The following is an 18,795-nucleotide window of genomic DNA, read 5'->3' as shown; positions in this document are numbered from 1 at the left end:
GCGGGACGCTCCACCACACGTCGTCGCGGTTCGGCCGACACACGCACGCCGATCAGGCGTCAGTAAACTCGGAGCGCGGACGTCGTAGGACGTCATTGCCGCCTCCACCACCGGCGGATCCCCCACAGGAGCACTGGACACAGATGTCGGCACCGAACAAGTCGTACGACCCGGTCGAGGTCGAGGCGTTGAAACCAGAGGAAGTCGAGCGGGCCCGCGACGCGGCGCTCGCGGCGGTCGCCGCCGCGGGCGACCTCGCCGAGTTGCAGGAGGCGAAGGTCGCGCACACCGGCGACCGCTCGCCGCTGGCGCTCGCCAACCGCGAGATCGGCGCACTCCCCCCGCAGGCCAAGGCCGAGGCCGGCAAGCGTGTCGGCCAGGCGCGCGGTGCGGTGAAGAAGGCCCTGGAGCAGCGTCAGGTCGAGCTGGAGGCCGAGCGCGACGCGCGCGTGCTGGTCGAGGAGGCGGTCGACGTCACGCTGCCGTGGGACCGCGTCCCGCGCGGCGCCCGGCACCCGCTGACCACGCTGTCCGAGCGGATCGAGGACCTCTTCGTCGCGATGGGCTACGAGGTCGCCGAGGGCCCGCAGGTCGAGGCGGAGTGGTACAACTTCGACGCCCTCAACATCCTGCCGGACCACCCCGCGCGGACCATGCAGGACACCTTCTTCGTGCGCGCCGAGGACGGCTCGGCGGACTCCGGGGTGGTGCTGCGCACGCACACCTCGCCCGTGCAGATCCGCACGATGCTGACCCGTACCCCGCCGATCTACGTGATCTGTCCGGGCCGGGTCTACCGCACCGACGAGCTGGACGCCACGCACACCCCGGTCTTCGGGCAGATCGAGGGTCTGGCCGTGGACAAGGGCCTGACCATGGGCGACCTCAAGGGCACCCTCGACCACTTCGTCGAGGCGATGTTCGGCGAGGGCATCGTCACCCGGCTGCGCCCGTCGTACTTCCCGTTCACCGAGCCCTCCGCCGAGCTCGACCTCAAGTGCTTCGTGTGTCGCGGCGCCTCGGTGGGCGACCCCGAGCACCCGTGCCGGACCTGCCGGTCCGAGGGCTGGATCGAGTGGGGCGGCTGCGGCATGGTCAACCCGCGCGTGCTGATCGCGTGCGGCATCGACCCCGAGGTGTACAGCGGGTTCGCGTTCGGCGTGGGCCTGGAGCGCGCGCTGATGTTCCGGCACAACGTCGAGGACATGCGAGACATGGTCGAGGGTGACGTCCGGTTCACCCTTCCGTTCGGGATGGAGATCTGATGCGGGTCCCGCTTTCGTGGCTGCGGGAGTACGTCGACCTCCCCGCCGGCGAGTCCGGGCGCGATGTCGCCGACAAGCTCGTGGCGCTGGGCCTGGAGGTCGAGACGGTCGAGCGGCTGGGCGCGGACCTCAAGGGTCCGCTCGTGGTCGGCCGGGTGCTGGAGATCGAGGAGCTGGAGGGCTTCAAGAAGCCGATCCGGTTCTGCAAGGTCGACGTCGGCGACGCCAACGGCACCGGTGAGCCGCAGGAGATCGTCTGCGGCGCGCGCAACTTCGAGGTCGACGACAAGGTCGTGGTGATCCTGCCGGGCGGTGTGCTGCCCGGTCCGTTCGAGATCGCCGAGCGCAAGACCTACGGTCACGTCTCGCGCGGGATGATCTGCTCGGCCCGCGAGCTGGGCATGGGCGACGACCACGACGGCATCATCGTGCTGCCGATCGAGGCGCAGGTCGGCGCGGACGCGATCGAACTGCTGGGCCTGGTCGACGAGGTGCTCGACATCGCGGTGACCCCGGACCGGGGCTACTGCCTGTCGATGCGCGGCGTCGCCCGCGAGGCGGCGATCGCCTACGGGCAGCCGCTGCGCGACCCGGCGCTGCTGGACGTGCCGGACGCGAACGGGTACGGCTACCCGGTCCTGGTCGAGGACCCGGCCGGCTGCGACCGGTTCGTCGCGCGCACCGTGGTCGGCATCGACCCCGAGGCGCCGTCCCCGCTGTGGTTGCAGCGGCGGGTGCAGATGAGCGGCATGCGGCCGATCTCGCTGGTCGTGGACGTCACCAACTACGTGATGCTCGAACTGGGTCAGCCGCTGCACGCCTACGACCGGGCCCGGTTGCAGGGCCCGATCGTGGTGCGTCGCGCGCTCGAGGGCGAGACGCTGACCACGCTCGACGACGCCGAGCGCCGGCTGGACCGCGAGGACCTGCTGATCTGTGACAACCGGGGGCCGATCGGTCTCGCGGGTGTGATGGGCGGCGAGAGCACCGAGATCGGCGAGGACACGGCCGATATCGTGATCGAGGCCGCGCACTTCGACCCGGTGGCCATCGCGCGCACCGCGCGTCGGCACAAGCTGGGCTCGGAGGCGTCGCGCCGGTTCGAGCGCGGGGTGGACCCCGAGGCGGCCCGGGCCGCGGCGCAGCGCGCGGTGGACCTGCTGGCCGCGCTGGGCGGCGAGCGGGCCCAGGCCGAGGCGGGCGTGACCGAGGTGGACGCGCCGCGCGAGGTGGTGCGGATCGTGCTCGCGGCGGACCACGCGGCGAAGGTCGCGGGTGTCGCGTACCCGCGCGAGACGGTCGCGCAGCGGTTGCAGGAGGTGGGCTGTTCGGTCGAGGGGATCGACGAGCTGACCGTGGTGCCGCCGACCTGGCGGCCCGACCTGACCGACCCGAACGACCTGGCCGAAGAGGTGATCCGGCTGGAGGGCTACGAGCAGGTGCCCTCCACGCTGCCGCAGGTGCCGGCCGGTCGCGGGCTGACCGTCGACCAGCGGCGCCGGCGTCGGCTCGGGCGCGCGCTCGCGGGCGCGGGCTACACCGAGGTGCTCAACTACCCGTTCCTGGGGCAGAGCGCGTTCGACGACCTCGGGTTGTCCGAGGACGACGCGCGGCGGCGCACCGTGGTGCTGGTCAATCCGATCTCCGAGGAGGAGCCGGCGCTGCGCACGACGCTGCTGCCGGGGCTGCTCGGGACGCTGCGTCGCAACCTCGGGCGCGGCAACGGCGATCCGGCGCTGTTCGAGTCGGGCGTGGTCTTCCGGCCGAACGCCTCGACTCCGGTGGCGCCCGTGCTCGCGGTGGATCGGCGACCCACGGACGAGGAACTGGCTCGGCTGGAGGCGGCGTTGCCGCACCAGCCGCAGCGGGTCGCGGTGGTGCTGGCCGGCGAGCGGGAGCGCTCCGGTTGGTGGGGCCCGGGTCGGCCGCAGGTCTGGGCGGACGCGGTCGAGGCGGCACGCGTGGTCGCGGACGCCGTCGGGGTTGAGCTGACGGTGCGTCAGGATCAGCACGAGCCGTGGCATCCCGGGCGCTGCGCGGCGCTCGTGGTGACCGCGCCGGACGGGACCGAGCGGGTCGTGGGGCACGCGGGCGAGCTGCATCCGCGGGTGGTCAAGACGCTGCACCTGCCCGAGCGGGTCGGCGCGATGGAGTTGGACCTGGACCTGCTGACCGCCGACCTCGACGGCGAGTACGTGCCGCAGGCCGGGCACATCTCGTCGTACCCGGTGGCCACGCAGGACGTCGCGCTGGTCGTGGACGCCGCGGTGCCCGCCGCCGCGGTCGAGGCCGCGCTGGTCGAGGGCGCGGGCGAACTGCTCGAGTCGGTCCGGCTGTTCGATGTGTACACCGGCGCGCAGATCGCCGAGGGCGGCAAGTCGCTGGCCTACGCGCTGCGGTTCCGGGCGCCGGATCGCACGCTCACGGTCGAGGAGGCCACGGTCGCGCGCGACGCGGCGGTGGCGCTCGCGGCGGAGCGTACCGGAGCGGTGTTGCGCGGGGCGTGACGCCTTCGCGTTCGTCGTCTCTCGGCGTGGCTCGGAAGCGGCCCGCACACCTTCGGGTGTGCGGGCCGCACCCGTGTCAGGGCAGCGGCACCGGGGCCGGGGTCGGTTCGGTGGGCAGGACGCCCGGAGCCAGTACGTCGACGCCGCAGATCTGCCGGGCGGCCACGATCGGGTCGTTGGGGAAGCGGAAGGCCGTGCGTGCCGGCGCGCCGGCGAGGTTGGCGGCGAAGCGTCGCCAGGACATCGGCGCGCGCACCGAGTCGCGCAGTTCCTTGAGTCGGCCCCGGTCGGCAGTGCCGCAGGTGAGCGTGTAGCGCGCGGCGGCGATCCGGATCGGGTCGATGCCCGGCGGCGCGGGTGCGGCCGGGTCGGCGTACTCGGCGAGCACCCAGGCCGGGTCGATCCGCTTCTCGTGGCCGGGGCGGCCGCGGGTGGTCAGGTGGATGTGCGCGGCGAGCGGGTAGGCCAGGCCCAGGTCGTCGAGCGCGATCCCGGTGATCGGGGTGGCCGCGCCGTTCATGCCCAGCGAGGGCCACATCGCCACGATCGACGCGTTCAGGTCCGGCCGCAGCGGGACCACGAAGGAATGCGTCGGGGACCGGTCGACCAGGGTGTGGCGATATCCCGGGCGCGGGCCCCGGATCATGGTGGGGAAGCCGGGGAAGCGGTCGATGAAGACGTCGGCGGTGACCGGATTGGCGACGCCCAGGACCGAGGTGTAGAAGCCGCGTTCGTCGGCGACGCCGCCGGGGCCGATGCCGGTGTAGGGCACTCGGAAGGCGATCGCGGTCAGCAGTGACCAGACGGCCAGGGCGCTCACGGCGGGTACCGCGATGCGGTTCGCGGGGACCATCAGGATCGGCAGGAGCAGCACGAACAGTCCGGGCAGCAACATCCGGCCGTGCATGAAGTCGCCGCCTACACGGACCACGTAGAGCAGCATGGTCAGGCCGGACAGGATCGGTACCGCGTACAGGACGCGTAGTCGGGTGCGGGTGTCCGGGGCGGACCGGGCGGGGGTCGGCGGGCGTGGGCGGCTCGCGGTGGCTGCTGCTCCGACCGCGACCGCGAGTGCGGCAGCGGCTGTGACGGACGCGGCGAGGATCAGCACGGGCAGCCACAGGTGGTAGGGGTCGGCCAGATCGTGCACGTAGGCCCAGCCCCGGGACCAGTCGGCGGCGGAGGCCTCCTTGGTGATCGCGGGCAGCGGGAGCAGGACGCCGTAGTAGCCCATCCGGAAGATCTCGTACGCCAGCGGGAGTGCGCCGGCGGTGCCGAGCAGGGCGAGCGCGCGTGCCGGTCGGGGGCGGTGTACGAGGGCGAGGGCGATCAGGAAGCCGAGGCCGGCGATGGCCAGGTCGGGGCGCACCATCGGGCCCAGGCCGGCGAGCAGGGCCAGGGCGTGGGCGGTGTGGCTGCGCGGGTCGCGGGCGAGATGCACCAGCAGCCACCAGCAGCCGGCGGTCCACAGCGTGGTCAGGCCGGTCTCCAGGCCGGAGGTGGCGAAGTCCCACACCGGCGGCAGCGCGAGCAGGACGAGCGCGCCGCACGGGAGCAGGAACGCGGCGTCGGATCGGGGCAGGTGCAGTCGGCGGCCGGCGTCGGCGGCCAGGAACCAGCCGATCACGCTGCACAGCAGGCCCAGGCGCACGGCCAGCGGGGCGGGATCCTGGCCGGTGAGTTCGGTGCCGGCGACCAGGAGCCACTGCCACAGGGTGCTGGTGGCCGCCTCGGCGCGCTCTCCGGGGTTGAACACGGGGCCGTTGCCGGCCAGGATCTGGCGGACCGTGCGGGTGAAGATCAGACCGTCGTCGCACAGCCAGCTGCGTTGGCCGCCCCATACGGCGAGGAACGCGGCGGGCAGCAGCACCATCGCCACGTTCCAGCGGGCGGCCAGGCGCCGGGTGCGGTCGGGGCCCGGGTCGGCGGGGTCGGTGGGCGGTGGGCCCTGTCCGGGCAGGGTGGTGGTCAGCGTCATCGTCGGCGGGCTCCAGTCGGGGTGGGGCGGGGCGGCGTGGGGCCGCGCGGGGCCGGTCGGGCGGGTGAGGGCGGTCGTGCCGGGCGGGCCGGGCGAGGGCCGGGTGAGGGACGGGCGGGGCCGGTGGGGCCGAATGGGGCAGGGGTGGGCCGCATGTGGTCGTCGGTCCCGGTGCTCGCGCACCTCGTAGGGTGGCGGGATGAGCACTTACGTGGTTACCGGTGCCGGCAGTGGTATCGGTGCGGAGATCGCCCGCCGGTTGCGCGAGGACGGCCACGACCTGGTCGCGATCGTGCGGTCGCAGGCGCGGGCCGCGGAGGTGGCCGGGCCCGGGGTGCGGACCGTGGTCGCGGACCTGGAGCGCCCCGAGACGATCGTGGACGCGCTGGCGCCGATCGCCGAGGAGACGTTCGCGGGCCTGGTGCACAGCGCGGGCATCGCGGATCTGGGCACGGTGGCGGAGACGGCCTCGGCCGTGTGGTCACGCACATTGACCGTCAACGTGGTCGCGGTGGCGGAGGTTACGCGCGTGCTGCTGCCGGCGTTGCGGCGCGGGCACGGCGATGTGGTGCTGCTCAACAGCGGTGCGGGGTTGCGGACCAATCCGGGCTGGGCGGCGTACGCGGCGAGCAAGCACGCGTTGAAGGCGTTGGCCGACGGGCTGCGGGAGGAGGAGCCGCTGCTGCGGGTGACCAGCGTGTATCCGGGGCGGACCGCGACGCCGATGCAGCGTGGGGTGCGGGAGCAGGAGGGTGGGGCGTTCGAGAGCGAGCGGTACAGCGATCCCGGGACCGTCGCGGGGGTTGTCGTGTCGGCGCTGTTGCTGCCGCAGGATTCGCGGATCAACGATGTGACTGTCCGGTCCCGGGGGTGAGCCGGCCTTCGGGCCGTGGCCGGCCCGATGGCCGTTTGTCGTCGAGTGTGTCCTCAAGCGCCGGACGGGCTGGATTGGTGCGCGCGAGGTGCGGTGGTTGCGGTTGGCGGGCGCCTGTGGCGAGTGTCCTCAAGCGCCGGACGGGCTGGGTTGGTCAGCGGTCGGGTTTGTCTTTGGGGAGGACGTCCTTGGCGAGGACGTCTATGCCGCAGATTTCCTTGGCGGCGGTGATCGGGTTGTTGGGGAAGCGGAACGAGGTGCGGTCGAAGGCGCCGGTGAAGTTCTTTTTGAAGCGGCTCCAGGACATCGGTTCGTGGACCGAGTCCTGGAGTTCCTTGAGTTTGCCCCGGTTGGCGTCGCCACAGGTCAGGGCGTAGCGGGCGGCCTTGACCCGGATCGGGTCGATGCCCGGGGGCAGGACGGCGTCGGGGGAGGCGTACTGGGCGAAGACCCAGGCGATGTCGATTTCCTTCTCGTGCCCTGGGCGGCCCCGGGTGGTGAGTTCGACGTGGGCGGCGAGCGGATACGCCAGGCCCAGGATGTCCACCGAGACGCCGTCGAGCGGGGTGTTGGCGCCGTTCATGCCCAGGTTGGCCCACACCGTGGCGACCGGGGCGGGCAGGTTCGGGTTGAGCGCGGTGACGTAGAAGCTGTCGTACCAGGGGTAGACGATCACGTGCGTGTGGTCGGCGCGGGCGGCGTTCGCGGCGGAGGGGAAGCGTGGGTAGTTGGCCACGTAGGAGTACGCGGTGACCGGGTTGGCGACGTTGAGCGCGCCGACGTAGAAGGCGCGTTCGTCGGCGACGCCGCGCGGGCCGATGCCGTCGTAGGGCACCCGGAAGGTGATCGCGCAGATCAGGGCCCAGCCGACGAGCACCGTGGCGGCGGGTACCGCGAGTCGGTTCGCGGGGACCATCAGGATCGGCAGGAGCAGCATGAACAGTCCGGGCAGCAACATCCGGGCGTGCATGAAGTCGCCGCCGACGCGCACCACGTAGAGCAGCATCGCCAGGCCGCACAGGACCGGCACCGCGAAGACGGTGAACCGGTTCCAGGCGGCGCGGTCGATCGTGCGCAGGCGCCCGGGCAGGCCCGCGGGGTCGCTCAGGCGCGGCGCGAGTCGGCCGAGCACGACGGCCGCCAGCACGACGGCCGGGATCCACAGGTGGTACGGCTCGGTCAGGTCGTGGACGTAGTCCCAGCCCCGGGACCAGTCGGCCGCGGAGGCCTCCTTGGTGACGGCGGGCAGCGGCAGTACGACGCCGTAGTAGCCCATCCGGAAGATCTCGTACAGCAGCGGCAGGGTGAACGCGGTGCCGAGCAGGGCCAGGACCCGCAGCACCCGGGGGCGGCGGACGACGGCGAGCGCGATCAGGAAGCCGAGGCCGGCGATGGCCAGGTCGGGGCGCACCATCGGGCCGAGGCCGGCCAGGAAGGCCAGGGCGTACTCGACCCGGGCGCGCCGGTCGTGCGGCAGCCGGACCAGCAGCCACCAGCAGCCGGCCGTCCACAGCGTGGTCAGGCCGGTCTCCAGGCCCGAGGTGGCGAAGTCCCACACCGGCGGCAGCGCGAGCAGCGCGAGCACGCCGAACGGCACCAGCCAGGGGGTGTCCTCGGTGCGGGTGTACAGCCGGCGGGTGGCGTGCAGGGCGAGCGCGTAGCCGGCGGTGGTGCACAGCAGGCCCAGATAGACCGCGAGCCGGCCGACGTCCGTTTGGGTGATCCACGAGGCCAGGACCAGGATCCACTGCCACAGCGTGCTCGTGGACGCCTCGGCGCGTTCGCCCACGTTGAACACGGGGCCGTGGCCGGCCAGGATCTGGCGGACCGTGCGGGTGAAGATCAGGCCGTCGTCGCTGATCCAGCGGCGGTGCCACCCCATGATCAGCACGATCAGTGCGGGAGCCAGCACCATCGCGGTGTTCCAGCGGGCGACGCCGCGGGGCCGCGGGCCGTCCACGGGCGGATCGGACGGTCGCCCGGAGCGCGAGCGCCCGGACAGCACACTCACGAGGCTCATGGTTCGTTGACTCCAGTCGGGGCGGGCCGGCCGACCACACCATAACCACTGATGATCGCCTGCCGGGCCGATGGCGGGCTCAGGAGGGCGAGCAGAATTTCTTCTCCGCCAGGATCGGGTTGGCCGGGATCCGCAGGTTGGTCCGGTCGGGGGCGCCGGTCAGGTTCTTCCAGAAGCGCGACGCGGACATCGGTTCGGTGACCGAGTCGACCAGTTCCTTGAGGTCGCCACAGCGCAGCGCGGCCCGGGCGGCCCGGATCTCCGCGGCGGGCGCGGCCGTCTCCGGGACCAGCGCGTCGCCCGAGGGGTCGACGTACAGCGCGACGTTCCAGGCGAACGGCAGCAGCTTCTTGTGGCCCGCGGCGACGTGCTGGGTCTCGGTGATGTGCGCGCCGACCGTGTTGGACAGGCCCCACACGTCGACCACGATGCCGCCGAGCGGGGTGATCGAGCCGCCCACGCCGAGCCGGCCGATGACCAGACCCTTGTCGTAGGGCAGGTCGCGGCGCAGCGGCAGCGGCGGGATCTTCATGTAGTTCGGGTCCACGAACAACAAACGATCGCCGCCGGCCTTTTCGTTACGGAAGGCCTCTTCGATGGTCGGCAACGTGCGGATGTGCGCTTCCTCGGTGGTGGGGTTGTCGGTCCGGGTCCAGGCCGCGTAGGTGTCGCGTTCGTTCCAGACCTGGTTGCCGTGGCCGCTGGGGGCGGGCGTGGTGATCACGCCCGAGCGCAGGGTGGTGCCGCAGACCACGGCCCACACCGCGACCAGCACGACGACCGGGGTCACCAGGCGGTCCAGCGGGGCGAGCAGGAGCGGGAGCAGGACGAGCAGCAGCACCGGCAGCCACATCCGGCCGTGCATGAAGTCGCCGCCGACCTTGAGCACGTAGACGGTCTGGCCGAGCGCCGCGACCAGCGGGGTGGCGATCACGATCCAGGTGCGCCGGTCGGCGGGGCGGCGGCGGGTGAGCGCGAGCGCGACCGCGGCCAGGATCAGGAGCATCGGGATCCACAGGTAGTACGGCCGCATGTAGTCGGTCAGGTAGTCCCAACCCCGGCCCCACAGGGATCCCGACGCCTCCTTGGTGAGCGCGGGCATCGGGAAGATCAGGCCGTAGTAGCCCAGGCGGAAGATCTCGTACGCGGCGGGCAGGAAGCCGGCGCAGGCCAGCATCGCCAACGCCTTGGGCCAGCGGGCCCGAACGAGCAGGAACTGGGCGGCGAGCAGGACGACCATGGTCAGGCCCAGGTCCGGGCGGACCAGGGGGCCCAGGCCGAACCAGAAGGAGAGCGCGAGCGTGCGGCGGGTGGTGTGGGTGCCGACCGGGCGCAGCCAGGTGCCGATCAGCAGCCACCAGGACAGGCCGATCCAGAACAGGATCAGTCCGGTCTCCATGCCGGCGGTGGCGAAGTCCCACACGGAGGGGATGGCGATGAAGACCAGTGCGCCGGCGGGCAGCAGCAGGCGGGTGACGGCCATGCCGCGGAAGAGCCGGCGGGTGCCGTCCAGGGACAGCCACAGTCCGGCGACGGCCAGGATCAGGCCGGTGTAGACGGCGGTGGGCGCGTAGTCGAAGGGGGTGATCCCGCCGAGGAGCGCGAGCAGCCATTGCCACAGCGTGCTGGTGGAGGTCTCGACCCGTTCGCCGGCGCTGTAGACGGGGCCGTTGCCGGCCAGGATCTCGCGGACCGCGCGGGTGAAGATCAGGCCGTCGTCGGTGATCCACCGCTGGTGCCAGCCCATGATCGCGAACACCAGTGTCGGCAGCCCCAGCGCGAGCAGGTCCGGCAGTGGGACGCGGCCGGTCCGACGATCGGGCGAGGTCCGGCCGGTAGGGCCGTCGGGCGTGTCCGCGGTGCCCGATTCGGGCTCCGGCGGCGGTTCACCGGTCGGGGACTGTAGGTCCGTGCCCGCGGCGCGCGAGGCGCCGGCGGGCCCGGAGGTGCCGGGGGGAGGGGTCACGTGGTCTCGTTCGTTTCCTGGGCGGGGGCGCCCGCCGTCTGCTGCGTGTCGCTGCCGTCCCGCCGGCGGTCGACTGCCCTCTGGGGGGCGCGTATCCGAAGTCGGCTGATCCTAACGCACCGGGCCTGCGCCCTATTGGGGTGGAGGGCGGGCGCGGCATGGTGGCCCGGAGCGGGCCCCGGACGTGCGGTCACCCAACGTACTTGCATAGAGATTCATTGATACGTATAGTCATGCTCCTCACAAGGAGGCGGTAATGGGGGCCAAGGCGGCACTGGCCGGAGCGAGCGGATACGCGGGCGGGGAAGTCCTGCGCCTGCTGCTCGCGCATCCGGAGATCGAGATCGGCACGCTCACGGCGGGGTCCAACGCGGGCCGACGCCTGGGCGAGTTGCAGCCTCACCTGTTGCCGTTGGCCGACCGCGTGCTCGCCGAGACCACCGCGGACAACCTCGCCGGTCACGACGTGGTCTTCCTGGCCCTGCCGCACGGACAGTCCGGCGCGCTGGCCGCGCAACTGGGCGCGGACGTGCTCGTGGTGGACTGCGGCGCGGACTACCGCCTGCGGGAGGCGACGGACTGGGAGCAATTCTACGGATCCTCCCATGCCGGGACATGGCCGTACGGACTGCCCGAGCTGCCGGGCGGCCGGGCCGCGCTGGCGAACACCCGGCGGATCGCGGTGCCCGGCTGCTACCCGACCGTCTCGCTGCTGTGCACGGTGCCCGCGCAGGCCGCCGGCCTGGTCGAACCCGACTGGGTCGTGGTGGCCGCCTCCGGCACCTCGGGCGCGGGCAAGGCGCCCAAGACGCACCTGCTGGGCAGCGAGGTGATGGGCTCCGCGAGCGCGTACGGCGTCGGCGGCGTGCACCGGCACACCCCGGAGATCATCCAGGGCCTGCGCGCGGTCACCGACGCGGACGTCACGGTGTCCTTCACGCCGACCCTGGTGCCCATGTCGCGCGGCATCCTGGCCACCTGCACCGCCCGGCTGAAGCCCGGGGTGAGCGCCGAGGCGGTGCGCGCCGCGTACGCCGCGGCCTATGCCGACGAGCCCTTCGTACACCTGCTGGCCGAGGGGCAGTGGCCCGCGACCGCGATGGTCTACGGCGCGAACACCGCCGTGCTGCAGGTCGCCGTCGACGAGCGGGCCGGCCGGGTGGTCGTGGTCGGCGCGATCGACAATCTCGCCAAGGGCACCGCCGGCGGCGCCATCCAGAGCACCAACATCGCCCTCGGCCTGGCCGAGGACCTGGGACTGAGCAAGACGGGAGTAGCACCGTGAGCGTCACCGCAGCAAAGGGCTTCCGGGCCTCGGGCGTGGCCGCGGGCCTCAAGACCACGGGCCTGCCCGACGTGGCACTCGTGGTCAACGACGGCCCCTCGATCGCGGGCGCCGCCGTGTTCACCTCGAACCGGATCAAGGCCGCACCGGTGGTGTGGTCGGAGCAGGTGGTCAAGGCCGGCCAGGTGCAGGCGGTCGTGCTCAACTCCGGCGGTGCCAACGCGTGCACCGGCGCCGAGGGCTTTCGCAACACGCACGCCACCGCCGAGCGCGCGGCCGAGCTGCTCGGGCTCAACGCGGGCGAGATCGTGGTGGCCTCCACCGGCCTGATCGGCCTGCAACTGCCGATGGACAAGCTGCTGCCGGGCGTGGACAAGGCCGCCGCGGCGCTGAGCGCGACCGGCGGCGAGGACGCGGCGATCGCGATCAAGACCACGGACAGCGTGCACAAGCAGTCCGTGGTCACCGACCCCGCCGGGTGGACGGTCGGCGGGATGGCCAAGGGCGCGGGCATGCTTGCCCCGGGGCTGGCCACGATGCTCGTCGTGCTCACCACCGACGCGGCCGTCGACGCCGAGACGGCGGACGCGGTGCTGCGCGGCGCCACGTACACCACGTTCGACCGGATCGACTCCGACGGCTGCATGTCCACCAACGACACCGTGCTGCTGATGGCCTCCGGCGCCGGCGGGGTCGAGCCCGACCCCGCCGCGTTCGCCGAGGCGGTGCGCACGGTCTGCGGCGACCTGGCCCGGCAGCTGATCGGCGACGCCGAGGGCGCGAGCAAGGACATCCGGATCGACGTCACCGGCGCCGCGACCGAGGCCGACGCGCTCGAGGTGGCCCGCTCGATCGCCCGGAACAACCTGTTCAAGTGCGCGGTGCACGGTGAGGACGCCAACTGGGGCCGGGTGCTGGCCGCGATCGGCACCACCGCCGCCACCTTCGACCCCGACCGGCTCGACGTCGCGTTCAACGGGGTGTGGGTGTGCCGGGACGGCTTCGTGGGCGAGGACCGCGAACTGGTCGACATGAGCCCGCGCGAGACGCACATCGTGGCCGACCTGAACGCGGGCGACGCCGCCGTGACCGTGTGGACCAACGACCTCACGGCCGACTACGTCCACGAGAACTCGGCCTACTCGTCATGACCGGTACGGACAGCCAGACGAGGGGGAGCGGGATGCGGACGGAATCGGCCGGCAAACAGGGGCGCAACAACGCGGCACTGGCCAAGGCACACACGCTGATCGAGGCGTTGCCGTGGTTGGAGCGCTTCTACGGCAAGACCGTGGTGATCAAGTTCGGTGGCAACGCCATGGTGGACGACGCGCTCAAGCAGGCGTTCGCCCAGGACCTGGTGTTCCTGCGCTTCGCCGGGCTGCGCCCGGTCGTCGTGCACGGCGGCGGACCGCAGATCAGCGCGCAGCTCGACCGGCTCGGCATCGAATCCTCGTTCGCGGGCGGCCTGCGGGTGACCACGCCCGAGGCGATGGACGTGGTGCGGATGGTGCTCGCCGGCCAGGTGCAGCGCGAGATCGTGGGTCTGATCAACGGGCACGGCCCGTTCGCGGTCGGGATGACCGGCGAGGACGCGCACACGATGACCGCCGTCAAGCGGCACGCGATCGTGGACGGCGAGCCGATCGACATCGGCCTGGTCGGCGACATCGTCGAGGTCGACCCCGGCGCGATCAACGCCCTGCTGCAGGACAACCGGATCCCGGTGATCTCCTCGATCGCGCGCGGCACCGACGGACACGTCTACAACGTCAACGCGGACACCGCGGCCTCGGCGCTCGCGGTGGCGCTGGGCGCGGAGAAGCTGGTCGTGCTCACCGACGTCGAGGGGCTGTACGCCGACTGGCCCACCAGCGACGAGGTGATATCGAGCCTGGACGCCGAGGAGTTGGCGGCGCTGCTGCCGACGCTGTCCACCGGCATGCTGCCCAAGATGGAGGCGTGCCTGCGGGCCGTGCAGGCCGGCGTGCCCGCCGCACACGTCCTGGACGGGCGGGTCGCGCACTCGCTGCTGTTGGAAGTGTTCACCGACGAGGGCATCGGGACCATGGTGGTCCCGGCCCGTGAAAAGCCCGGCGTGTTCGCCGGACAGGACCAGGACCGGACGGAGGGGGCGGCGTGACGGACACCGGGAGCGGTGCACTGACGCGGCGGTGGAACCAGTCGCTGATGAACAACTACGGCACGCCCGCGGTCGAGTTGGTCGGCGGATCCGGGGCCCATGTCGTGGACAGCGCCGGCAACACCTACGTCGACTTCCTCGGCGGCATCGCGGTCAACTCGCTCGGCCACGCGCACCCGGCGATCACCGCCGCGGTCACCGCGCAACTGGGCCGGCTGGGCCACGTGTCCAACCTCTACATCGCCGAGCCGCCGGTCGCGCTCGCCGAGCGGCTGCTGGCCCTGTTCGGCCGCCCCGGCCGGGTCTACTTCGGCAACTCGGGCGCCGAGGCCAACGAGGCCGCGTTCAAGCTGGCCCGGCGCACCGGCCGGCCGCAGATCATCGCGGCCGAGGGCGGCTTCCACGGCCGCACCATGGGCGCGCTCGCGCTGACCGGCCAGCCCGCCAAGCGCGAGCCGTTCGCGCCGCTGCCCGGTGGTGTCGACTTCGTGCCCTACGGCGACGTCGAGGCGCTGCGGGCCGCGGTCGGCCCGCAGACGGCCGCGGTGATCCTGGAGCCGATCCAGGGCGAGAACGGCGTGGTCATGCCCGGCGAGGGCTACCTGCTCGCGGCCCGGGAGATCACCGCCGCGCACGGCGCGCTGCTGATCCTGGACGAGATCCAGACCGGCATAGCCCGCACCGGCGCGTGGTTCGCGCACCAGCCGTTGGGCGTCGAGCCGGACGTGGTCACGCTGGCCAAGGGTCTGGGCGGCGGGCTGCCGATCGGCGCGTGCGTGGCCTTCGGCGAGGCCGCCGAGCTGTTCCGGCCGGGCCAGCACGGCACCACGTTCGGCGGCAACCCGGTGTGCTGCGCCGCGGCGCTCGCGGTGCTGGACACCATCGAGAACGAGGGCCTGTGCGCGCGCTCGACGCGGCTGGGCCAGCAGCTTCGGGTGGGCATCGAAAAGATCGCCCATCCGCTGGTCGATCATGTCAGCGGAGCGGGCCTGTTGATCGGTATCGTGCTCACCGCACCGGTGGCCCCTGCCGTACAAAAGGCGGCGCAGGACGCGGGTTTCCTCGTCAACGCCGCCGTGCCCACCCGGGTCAGGCTCGCCCCGCCGCTCGTCGTCGACGACGCGGACGTGGACGCGCTGCTCGGAGCCCTGCCCGCAATCCTGGACGCCGGCCTCGCCGCCGCACCCGCCGGAGGAACACCGTGACGTACATCCGACGACGACGAGTCGCAGGCTAGGCGAGGTCGTCCCATGAGCAGCGAGCAGAGCAGTGACGCGACCCCGGTCGAGGGTGTGTACGCGGTGCCCAGCACCCGGATCGCCCGCCACCGGCGGATCGTCGACATCCTGACCCGGCACCGGGTCCGGTCGCAGAACCAACTCGCCCGGCTGCTCGCCGAGGACGGCCTCGCGGTCACCCAGGCCACGCTCTCCCGGGACCTCGACGAGTTGGGCGCGGTCAAGATCCGCGACGGGGAGGGATCGCTCATCTACGCCGTACCGGCGGAGGGCGGCGACCGCACCCCCCGGGCGCCGCTCGAGGAGTCCGCGGTCGAGGGACGGCTCTCGCGCCTGGCCGGCGAACTGCTGGTGTCGGCGGAGGCCTCGGGCAACCTCGTGGTGGTGCGCACGCCGCCCGGGGCGGCCCAGTTCCTGGCCTCGGCCATGGACCACGCCGAGTCCCGGCTGATCCTGGGCACCATCGCCGGCGACGACACCATCCTGATGGTCTCGCGGGACCCCGAGGGCGGCGCGGCCCTGGCCGCCCACCTCCTGGCACTCGCCGAGAACAAGACCTAGGCCCGGGCCCGGGAAGCCCCGGGGCCCGGACCACACACTTCCGCACCCTGCTAGAGCGCTCGGCTCCGGCAACACCGCACCACATCTGCCGAACCACTCTTCGAAGGAGAACGCTCGTGACCGAGCGCGTCGTACTCGCCTACTCCGGAGGTCTCGATACCTCCGTGTGTATCCAGTGGATCGCCGAGGAGACCGGCGCCGAGGTCATCGCGGTGGCCGTCGACGTCGGCCAGAACGGCGAGGACCTGGACATCATCCGCAAGCGGGCGCTGGCCTGCGGCGCGGTCGAGGCCGAGGTCGCGGACGCCCGCGACGAGTTCGCCGACGGCTACTGCCTGCCCGCGATCCGGGCCAACGCCCTCTACATGGACCGCTACCCGCTGGTCTCCTCGCTCTCGCGCCCGGTGATCGTCAAGCACCTGGTCGCCGCCGCGAAGAAGCACGGCGCCACCACGGTCGCGCACGGTTGCACCGGCAAGGGCAACGACCAGGTCCGCTTCGAGGTCGGCATCGCCTCGCTCGCGCCCGAGCTGAAGTGCATCGCCCCGGTCCGCGACTACGCGATGACCCGGGACAAGGCGATCGCGTTCGCCGAGGCGAAGAACCTGCCGATCGCCACCACCAGGAAGTCGCCGTACTCGATCGACCAGAACGTCTTCGGGCGGGCCGTGGAGACCGGCTTCCTGGAGGACATCTGGAACGCGCCGATCGAGGACGTGTACGAGTACACCCAGAACCCGGCCACCCCGCGGGACGCGGACGAGGTCGTGATCACCTTCGAGCGCGGCGTGCCGGTCGCCATCGACGGCCGCGCGGTCACCGTGCTCCGGGCGATCGAGGAGCTGAACCGCCGGGCCGGCACCCAGGGCATCGGCCGGATCGACATGGTCGAGGACCGGCTCGTGGGCATCAAGAGCCGCGAGGTCTACGAGGCCCCGGGCGCGATCGCGCTGATCACCGCGCACCAGGAGTTGGAGAACGTCACCGTCGAGCGCGAACTGGCCCGCTACAAGCGGACCGTCGAGCAGCGCTGGGCCGAGCTGGTCTACGACGGCCTGTGGTTCTCCCCGCTCAAGCGGGCCCTGGACGGCTTCATCACCGAGGCCAACCGGCACGTGTCCGGCGACATCCGGATGACCCTGCACGGCGGTCGGGCCGTGGTCACCGGTCGGCGCAGCGACCAGTCGCTCTACGACTTCGACCTGGCCACCTACGACACCGGCGACACCTTCGACCAGTCGCAGGCCAAGGGCTTCATCGAGCTGTTCGGTCTGTCCAGCAAGATCGCCGCACGACGGGACAACGATCACTCGTGACCAACAATCCCGATCGGGTGAGCCTGTGGGGCGGCCGCTTCTCCGGCGGCCCCTCCGAGGCCCTCGCACTGCTCTCCGCCAGCGTGCACTTCGACTGGCGGCTCGCGCCGTACGACATCGCCGGCTCTCGGGCGCACGCCCGGGTGCTGCACGCGGCAGGGCTGCTCACCGACGACGAACTGACCCGCATGCTGGCCGGCCTGGACACGCTGGCCGAGAACGTCGAGTCCGGTGACCTGGTCGCCGCCATCGCGGACGAGGACGTGCACACCGCGCTGGAGCGCGGCCTGCTCGAGATCCTCGGCCCCGACCTGGGCGGCAAGCTGCGCGCGGGCCGCTCGCGCAACGACCAGATCGCCACCCTGGGCCGGATGTACCTGCGTGACCACGCGCGGATCCTGGGTCGGCTGCTGGCCGACCTCCAGGAGGCGCTGGTCGAGCAGGCCGTCGCGCACCCGGACGTGGTCATGCCGGGCCGTACCCACCTCCAGCACGCCCAGCCGGTGCTGCTCGCGCATCATCTGCTCGCGCACGTGCAGGCGTTCGCCCGGGACGCGGACCGGCTGCGCGACTGGGACCGGCGCGCGGACGTGTCGGCGTACGGGTCCGGCGCGCTGGCGGGCTCCTCGCTCGGGCTCAGCCCCGAGTCGGTGGCCCGCGACCTCGGGTTCTCCGCGTCGGCGGCGAACTCGATCGACGGCACCGCCTCGCGCGACTTCGCGGCGGAGTTCGCCTTCGTCACCGCGATGCTCGGGGTGAACCTGTCCCGGCTGGCCGAGGAGATCATCATCTGGAACACGAAGGAGTTCTCCTTCGTGACGCTGGACGACGCGTTCTCCACCGGGTCCTCGATCATGCCGCAGAAGAAGAACCCGGACATCGCCGAGCTCGCGCGCGGCAAGTCGGGTCGGTTGATCGGCAACCTGACCGGGTTGATGGCGACCCTGAAGGCGCTGCCGCTGGCCTACAACCGCGACCTCCAGGAGGACAAGGAGCCGGTCTTCGACTCGTGCGACACGCTCGAGGTGCTGCTCCCGGCGTTCACCGGCATGATCGCCACGCTCACCTTCCACCGCGAGCGGCTCGAGGAGTTGGCGCCGGCCGGGTTCTCGCTGGCGACCGACATCGCCGAGTGGCTGGTCCGCGAGGGCACGCCGTTCCGGGTCGCGCACGAGGTGGCCGGGGCCTGCGTGAAGTACTGCGAGCCGCGCGGGCTCGAGCTGTGGGACCTGACGGATGATCAACTCGCGGAGATCTCGCCGGAGTTGACCCCGGACGTGCGCGCGGTGCTGACCGTGCAGGGTTCGGTGGCCTCGCGGGACGGCCGCGGCGGTACCGCTCCGGTCCGGGTCGCCGAGCAACTCGCGGACGTTCGCGTGGACTTGGCCGGCCAACGCAAGTGGGCCGGCGGGTAACAACACCGCACGCCACACGGATCGAGCTGAGACGATGGGCCCGCATCCCCCGGGGGGAGGATGCGGGCCTTCGGCATGTCCGGGAGCCGCGCCGGGTCCGGTTTCGGGTCGGTTGCGCGTGTGTGAGCGGAAGTCGAGGTTCCAGTCCCATATGTGAATTCGCCGTTACCAAAAGCGATTCACCGTGTTCGCTCCGTGCGTCTGGTACTAGGGTCGGCCGTGATCGA

13 protein-coding genes are annotated in these 18,795 nt (G+C 72.2%); 10 read left to right on the top strand and 3 right to left on the bottom strand.

Annotated elements, in window-relative coordinates; translation table 11 throughout:
* Positions 1–143 precede the first annotated feature (143 nt).
* Both pheS and pheT read left to right on the top strand, forming a co-directional pair.
* Complete coding sequence (gene pheS / locus OG948_RS05440) at positions 144–1,265, top strand: phenylalanine--tRNA ligase subunit alpha (RefSeq protein WP_406294267.1); 1,122 nt, start codon at positions 144–146, stop codon at positions 1,263–1,265.
* Positions 1,265–3,772 (top strand): phenylalanine--tRNA ligase subunit beta, encoded by a 2,508-nt coding sequence (gene pheT, locus OG948_RS05435; protein WP_406294266.1) that lies wholly within the window; start codon positions 1,265–1,267, stop codon positions 3,770–3,772. The genes pheS and pheT overlap by 1 nt, the downstream gene beginning before the upstream one ends.
* Before the next feature lie 76 nt (positions 3,773–3,848).
* Here the strand turns inward: pheT and OG948_RS05430 are convergent, their stop codons facing one another.
* Entirely contained in the window at positions 3,849–5,750 is a 1,902-nt protein-coding gene (locus OG948_RS05430) for a hypothetical protein (protein ID WP_406294264.1), read from the bottom strand.
* 199 nt (positions 5,751–5,949) lie between these two features.
* Between OG948_RS05430 and OG948_RS05425 the strand changes: the two genes are divergently transcribed.
* Positions 5,950–6,624, top strand: coding sequence for an SDR family oxidoreductase (locus tag OG948_RS05425; RefSeq protein ID WP_406294263.1), 675 nt, complete (start codon positions 5,950–5,952; stop codon positions 6,622–6,624).
* Positions 6,625–6,778: 154 nt separating this feature from the next.
* Here OG948_RS05425 and OG948_RS05420 read toward each other — a convergent pair whose 3' ends face one another.
* Positions 6,779–8,644: a hypothetical protein gene (locus OG948_RS05420; protein WP_406294261.1), complete on the bottom strand. Its 1,866-nt coding sequence runs from the start codon at positions 8,642–8,644 to the stop codon at positions 6,779–6,781.
* Positions 8,645–8,723: 79 nt separating this feature from the next.
* The gene (locus OG948_RS05415; protein ID WP_406294259.1) at positions 8,724–10,610 is read right to left on the bottom strand and encodes a hypothetical protein; all 1,887 of its coding nucleotides are present in this window, start codon (positions 10,608–10,610) and stop codon (positions 8,724–8,726) included.
* Between the two features lie 256 nt (positions 10,611–10,866).
* On the opposite strand from OG948_RS05415, the gene argC reads away from it, so the two are divergent.
* The 7 genes from argC to argH all read left to right on the top strand — a co-directional run bounded on the left by argC (position 10,867) and on the right by argH (position 18,568).
* The gene (argC, locus tag OG948_RS05410) at positions 10,867–11,895 is read left to right on the top strand and encodes an N-acetyl-gamma-glutamyl-phosphate reductase (RefSeq protein WP_406294257.1); all 1,029 of its coding nucleotides are present in this window, start codon (positions 10,867–10,869) and stop codon (positions 11,893–11,895) included.
* On the top strand, positions 11,892–13,046 hold the full coding sequence (gene argJ / locus OG948_RS05405) for a bifunctional glutamate N-acetyltransferase/amino-acid acetyltransferase ArgJ (RefSeq protein ID WP_406294256.1): 1,155 nt from the start codon (positions 11,892–11,894) through the stop codon (positions 13,044–13,046). The genes argC and argJ overlap by 4 nt, the downstream gene beginning before the upstream one ends.
* Positions 13,047–13,078: 32 nt before the next feature.
* Positions 13,079–14,038, top strand: a complete 960-nt coding sequence (argB, locus tag OG948_RS05400) for an acetylglutamate kinase (RefSeq protein ID WP_406294254.1) — start codon at positions 13,079–13,081, stop codon at positions 14,036–14,038.
* A complete protein-coding gene (locus OG948_RS05395; RefSeq protein WP_406294252.1) occupies positions 14,035–15,243 on the top strand; it encodes an acetylornithine transaminase in 1,209 nt (402 codons plus the stop codon). The genes argB and OG948_RS05395 overlap by 4 nt, the downstream gene beginning before the upstream one ends.
* 45 nt (positions 15,244–15,288) lie before the next feature.
* Positions 15,289–15,837: an arginine repressor gene (locus tag OG948_RS05390; RefSeq protein WP_406294250.1), complete on the top strand. Its 549-nt coding sequence runs from the start codon at positions 15,289–15,291 to the stop codon at positions 15,835–15,837.
* Positions 15,838–15,953: 116 nt separating this feature from the next.
* Positions 15,954–17,153, top strand: a complete 1,200-nt coding sequence (locus OG948_RS05385) for an argininosuccinate synthase (protein WP_406294248.1) — start codon at positions 15,954–15,956, stop codon at positions 17,151–17,153.
* Positions 17,150–18,568 carry an argininosuccinate lyase gene (gene argH / locus OG948_RS05380; protein WP_406294246.1) on the top strand — a complete coding sequence of 473 codons (1,419 nt, stop codon included), beginning with the start codon at positions 17,150–17,152 and terminating at the stop codon, positions 18,566–18,568. Before OG948_RS05385 ends, argH begins: the two co-directional genes overlap by 4 nt.
* Positions 18,569–18,795 lie beyond the last annotated feature (227 nt).

The organism is Embleya sp. NBC_00888, assembly GCF_045207655.1.
In the GTDB taxonomy this organism is placed as follows: Bacteria; Actinomycetota; Actinomycetes; order Streptomycetales; family Streptomycetaceae; genus Embleya.
This window is presented reverse-complemented; position numbering and strand designations above follow the sequence as displayed.

Excerpts from the sequence above, each read along its gene's own strand:
- pheS (WP_406294267.1), top strand. The coding sequence starts at position 144 with ATGTCGGCACCGAACAAGTCGTACGACCCGGTCGAGGTCGAGGCGTTG.
- pheT (WP_406294266.1), top strand. The coding sequence starts at position 1,265 with ATGCGGGTCCCGCTTTCGTGGCTGCGGGAGTACGTCGACCTCCCCGCC.
- OG948_RS05430 (WP_406294264.1), bottom strand. The coding sequence starts at position 5,750 with ATGACGCTGACCACCACCCTGCCCGGACAGGGCCCACCGCCCACCGAC.
- OG948_RS05425 (WP_406294263.1), top strand. The coding sequence starts at position 5,950 with ATGAGCACTTACGTGGTTACCGGTGCCGGCAGTGGTATCGGTGCGGAG.
- OG948_RS05420 (WP_406294261.1), bottom strand. The coding sequence starts at position 8,644 with ATGAGCCTCGTGAGTGTGCTGTCCGGGCGCTCGCGCTCCGGGCGACCG.
- argC (WP_406294257.1), top strand. The coding sequence starts at position 10,867 with ATGGGGGCCAAGGCGGCACTGGCCGGAGCGAGCGGATACGCGGGCGGG.
- argB (WP_406294254.1), top strand. The coding sequence starts at position 13,079 with ATGCGGACGGAATCGGCCGGCAAACAGGGGCGCAACAACGCGGCACTG.
- OG948_RS05390 (WP_406294250.1), top strand. The coding sequence starts at position 15,289 with ATGAGCAGCGAGCAGAGCAGTGACGCGACCCCGGTCGAGGGTGTGTAC.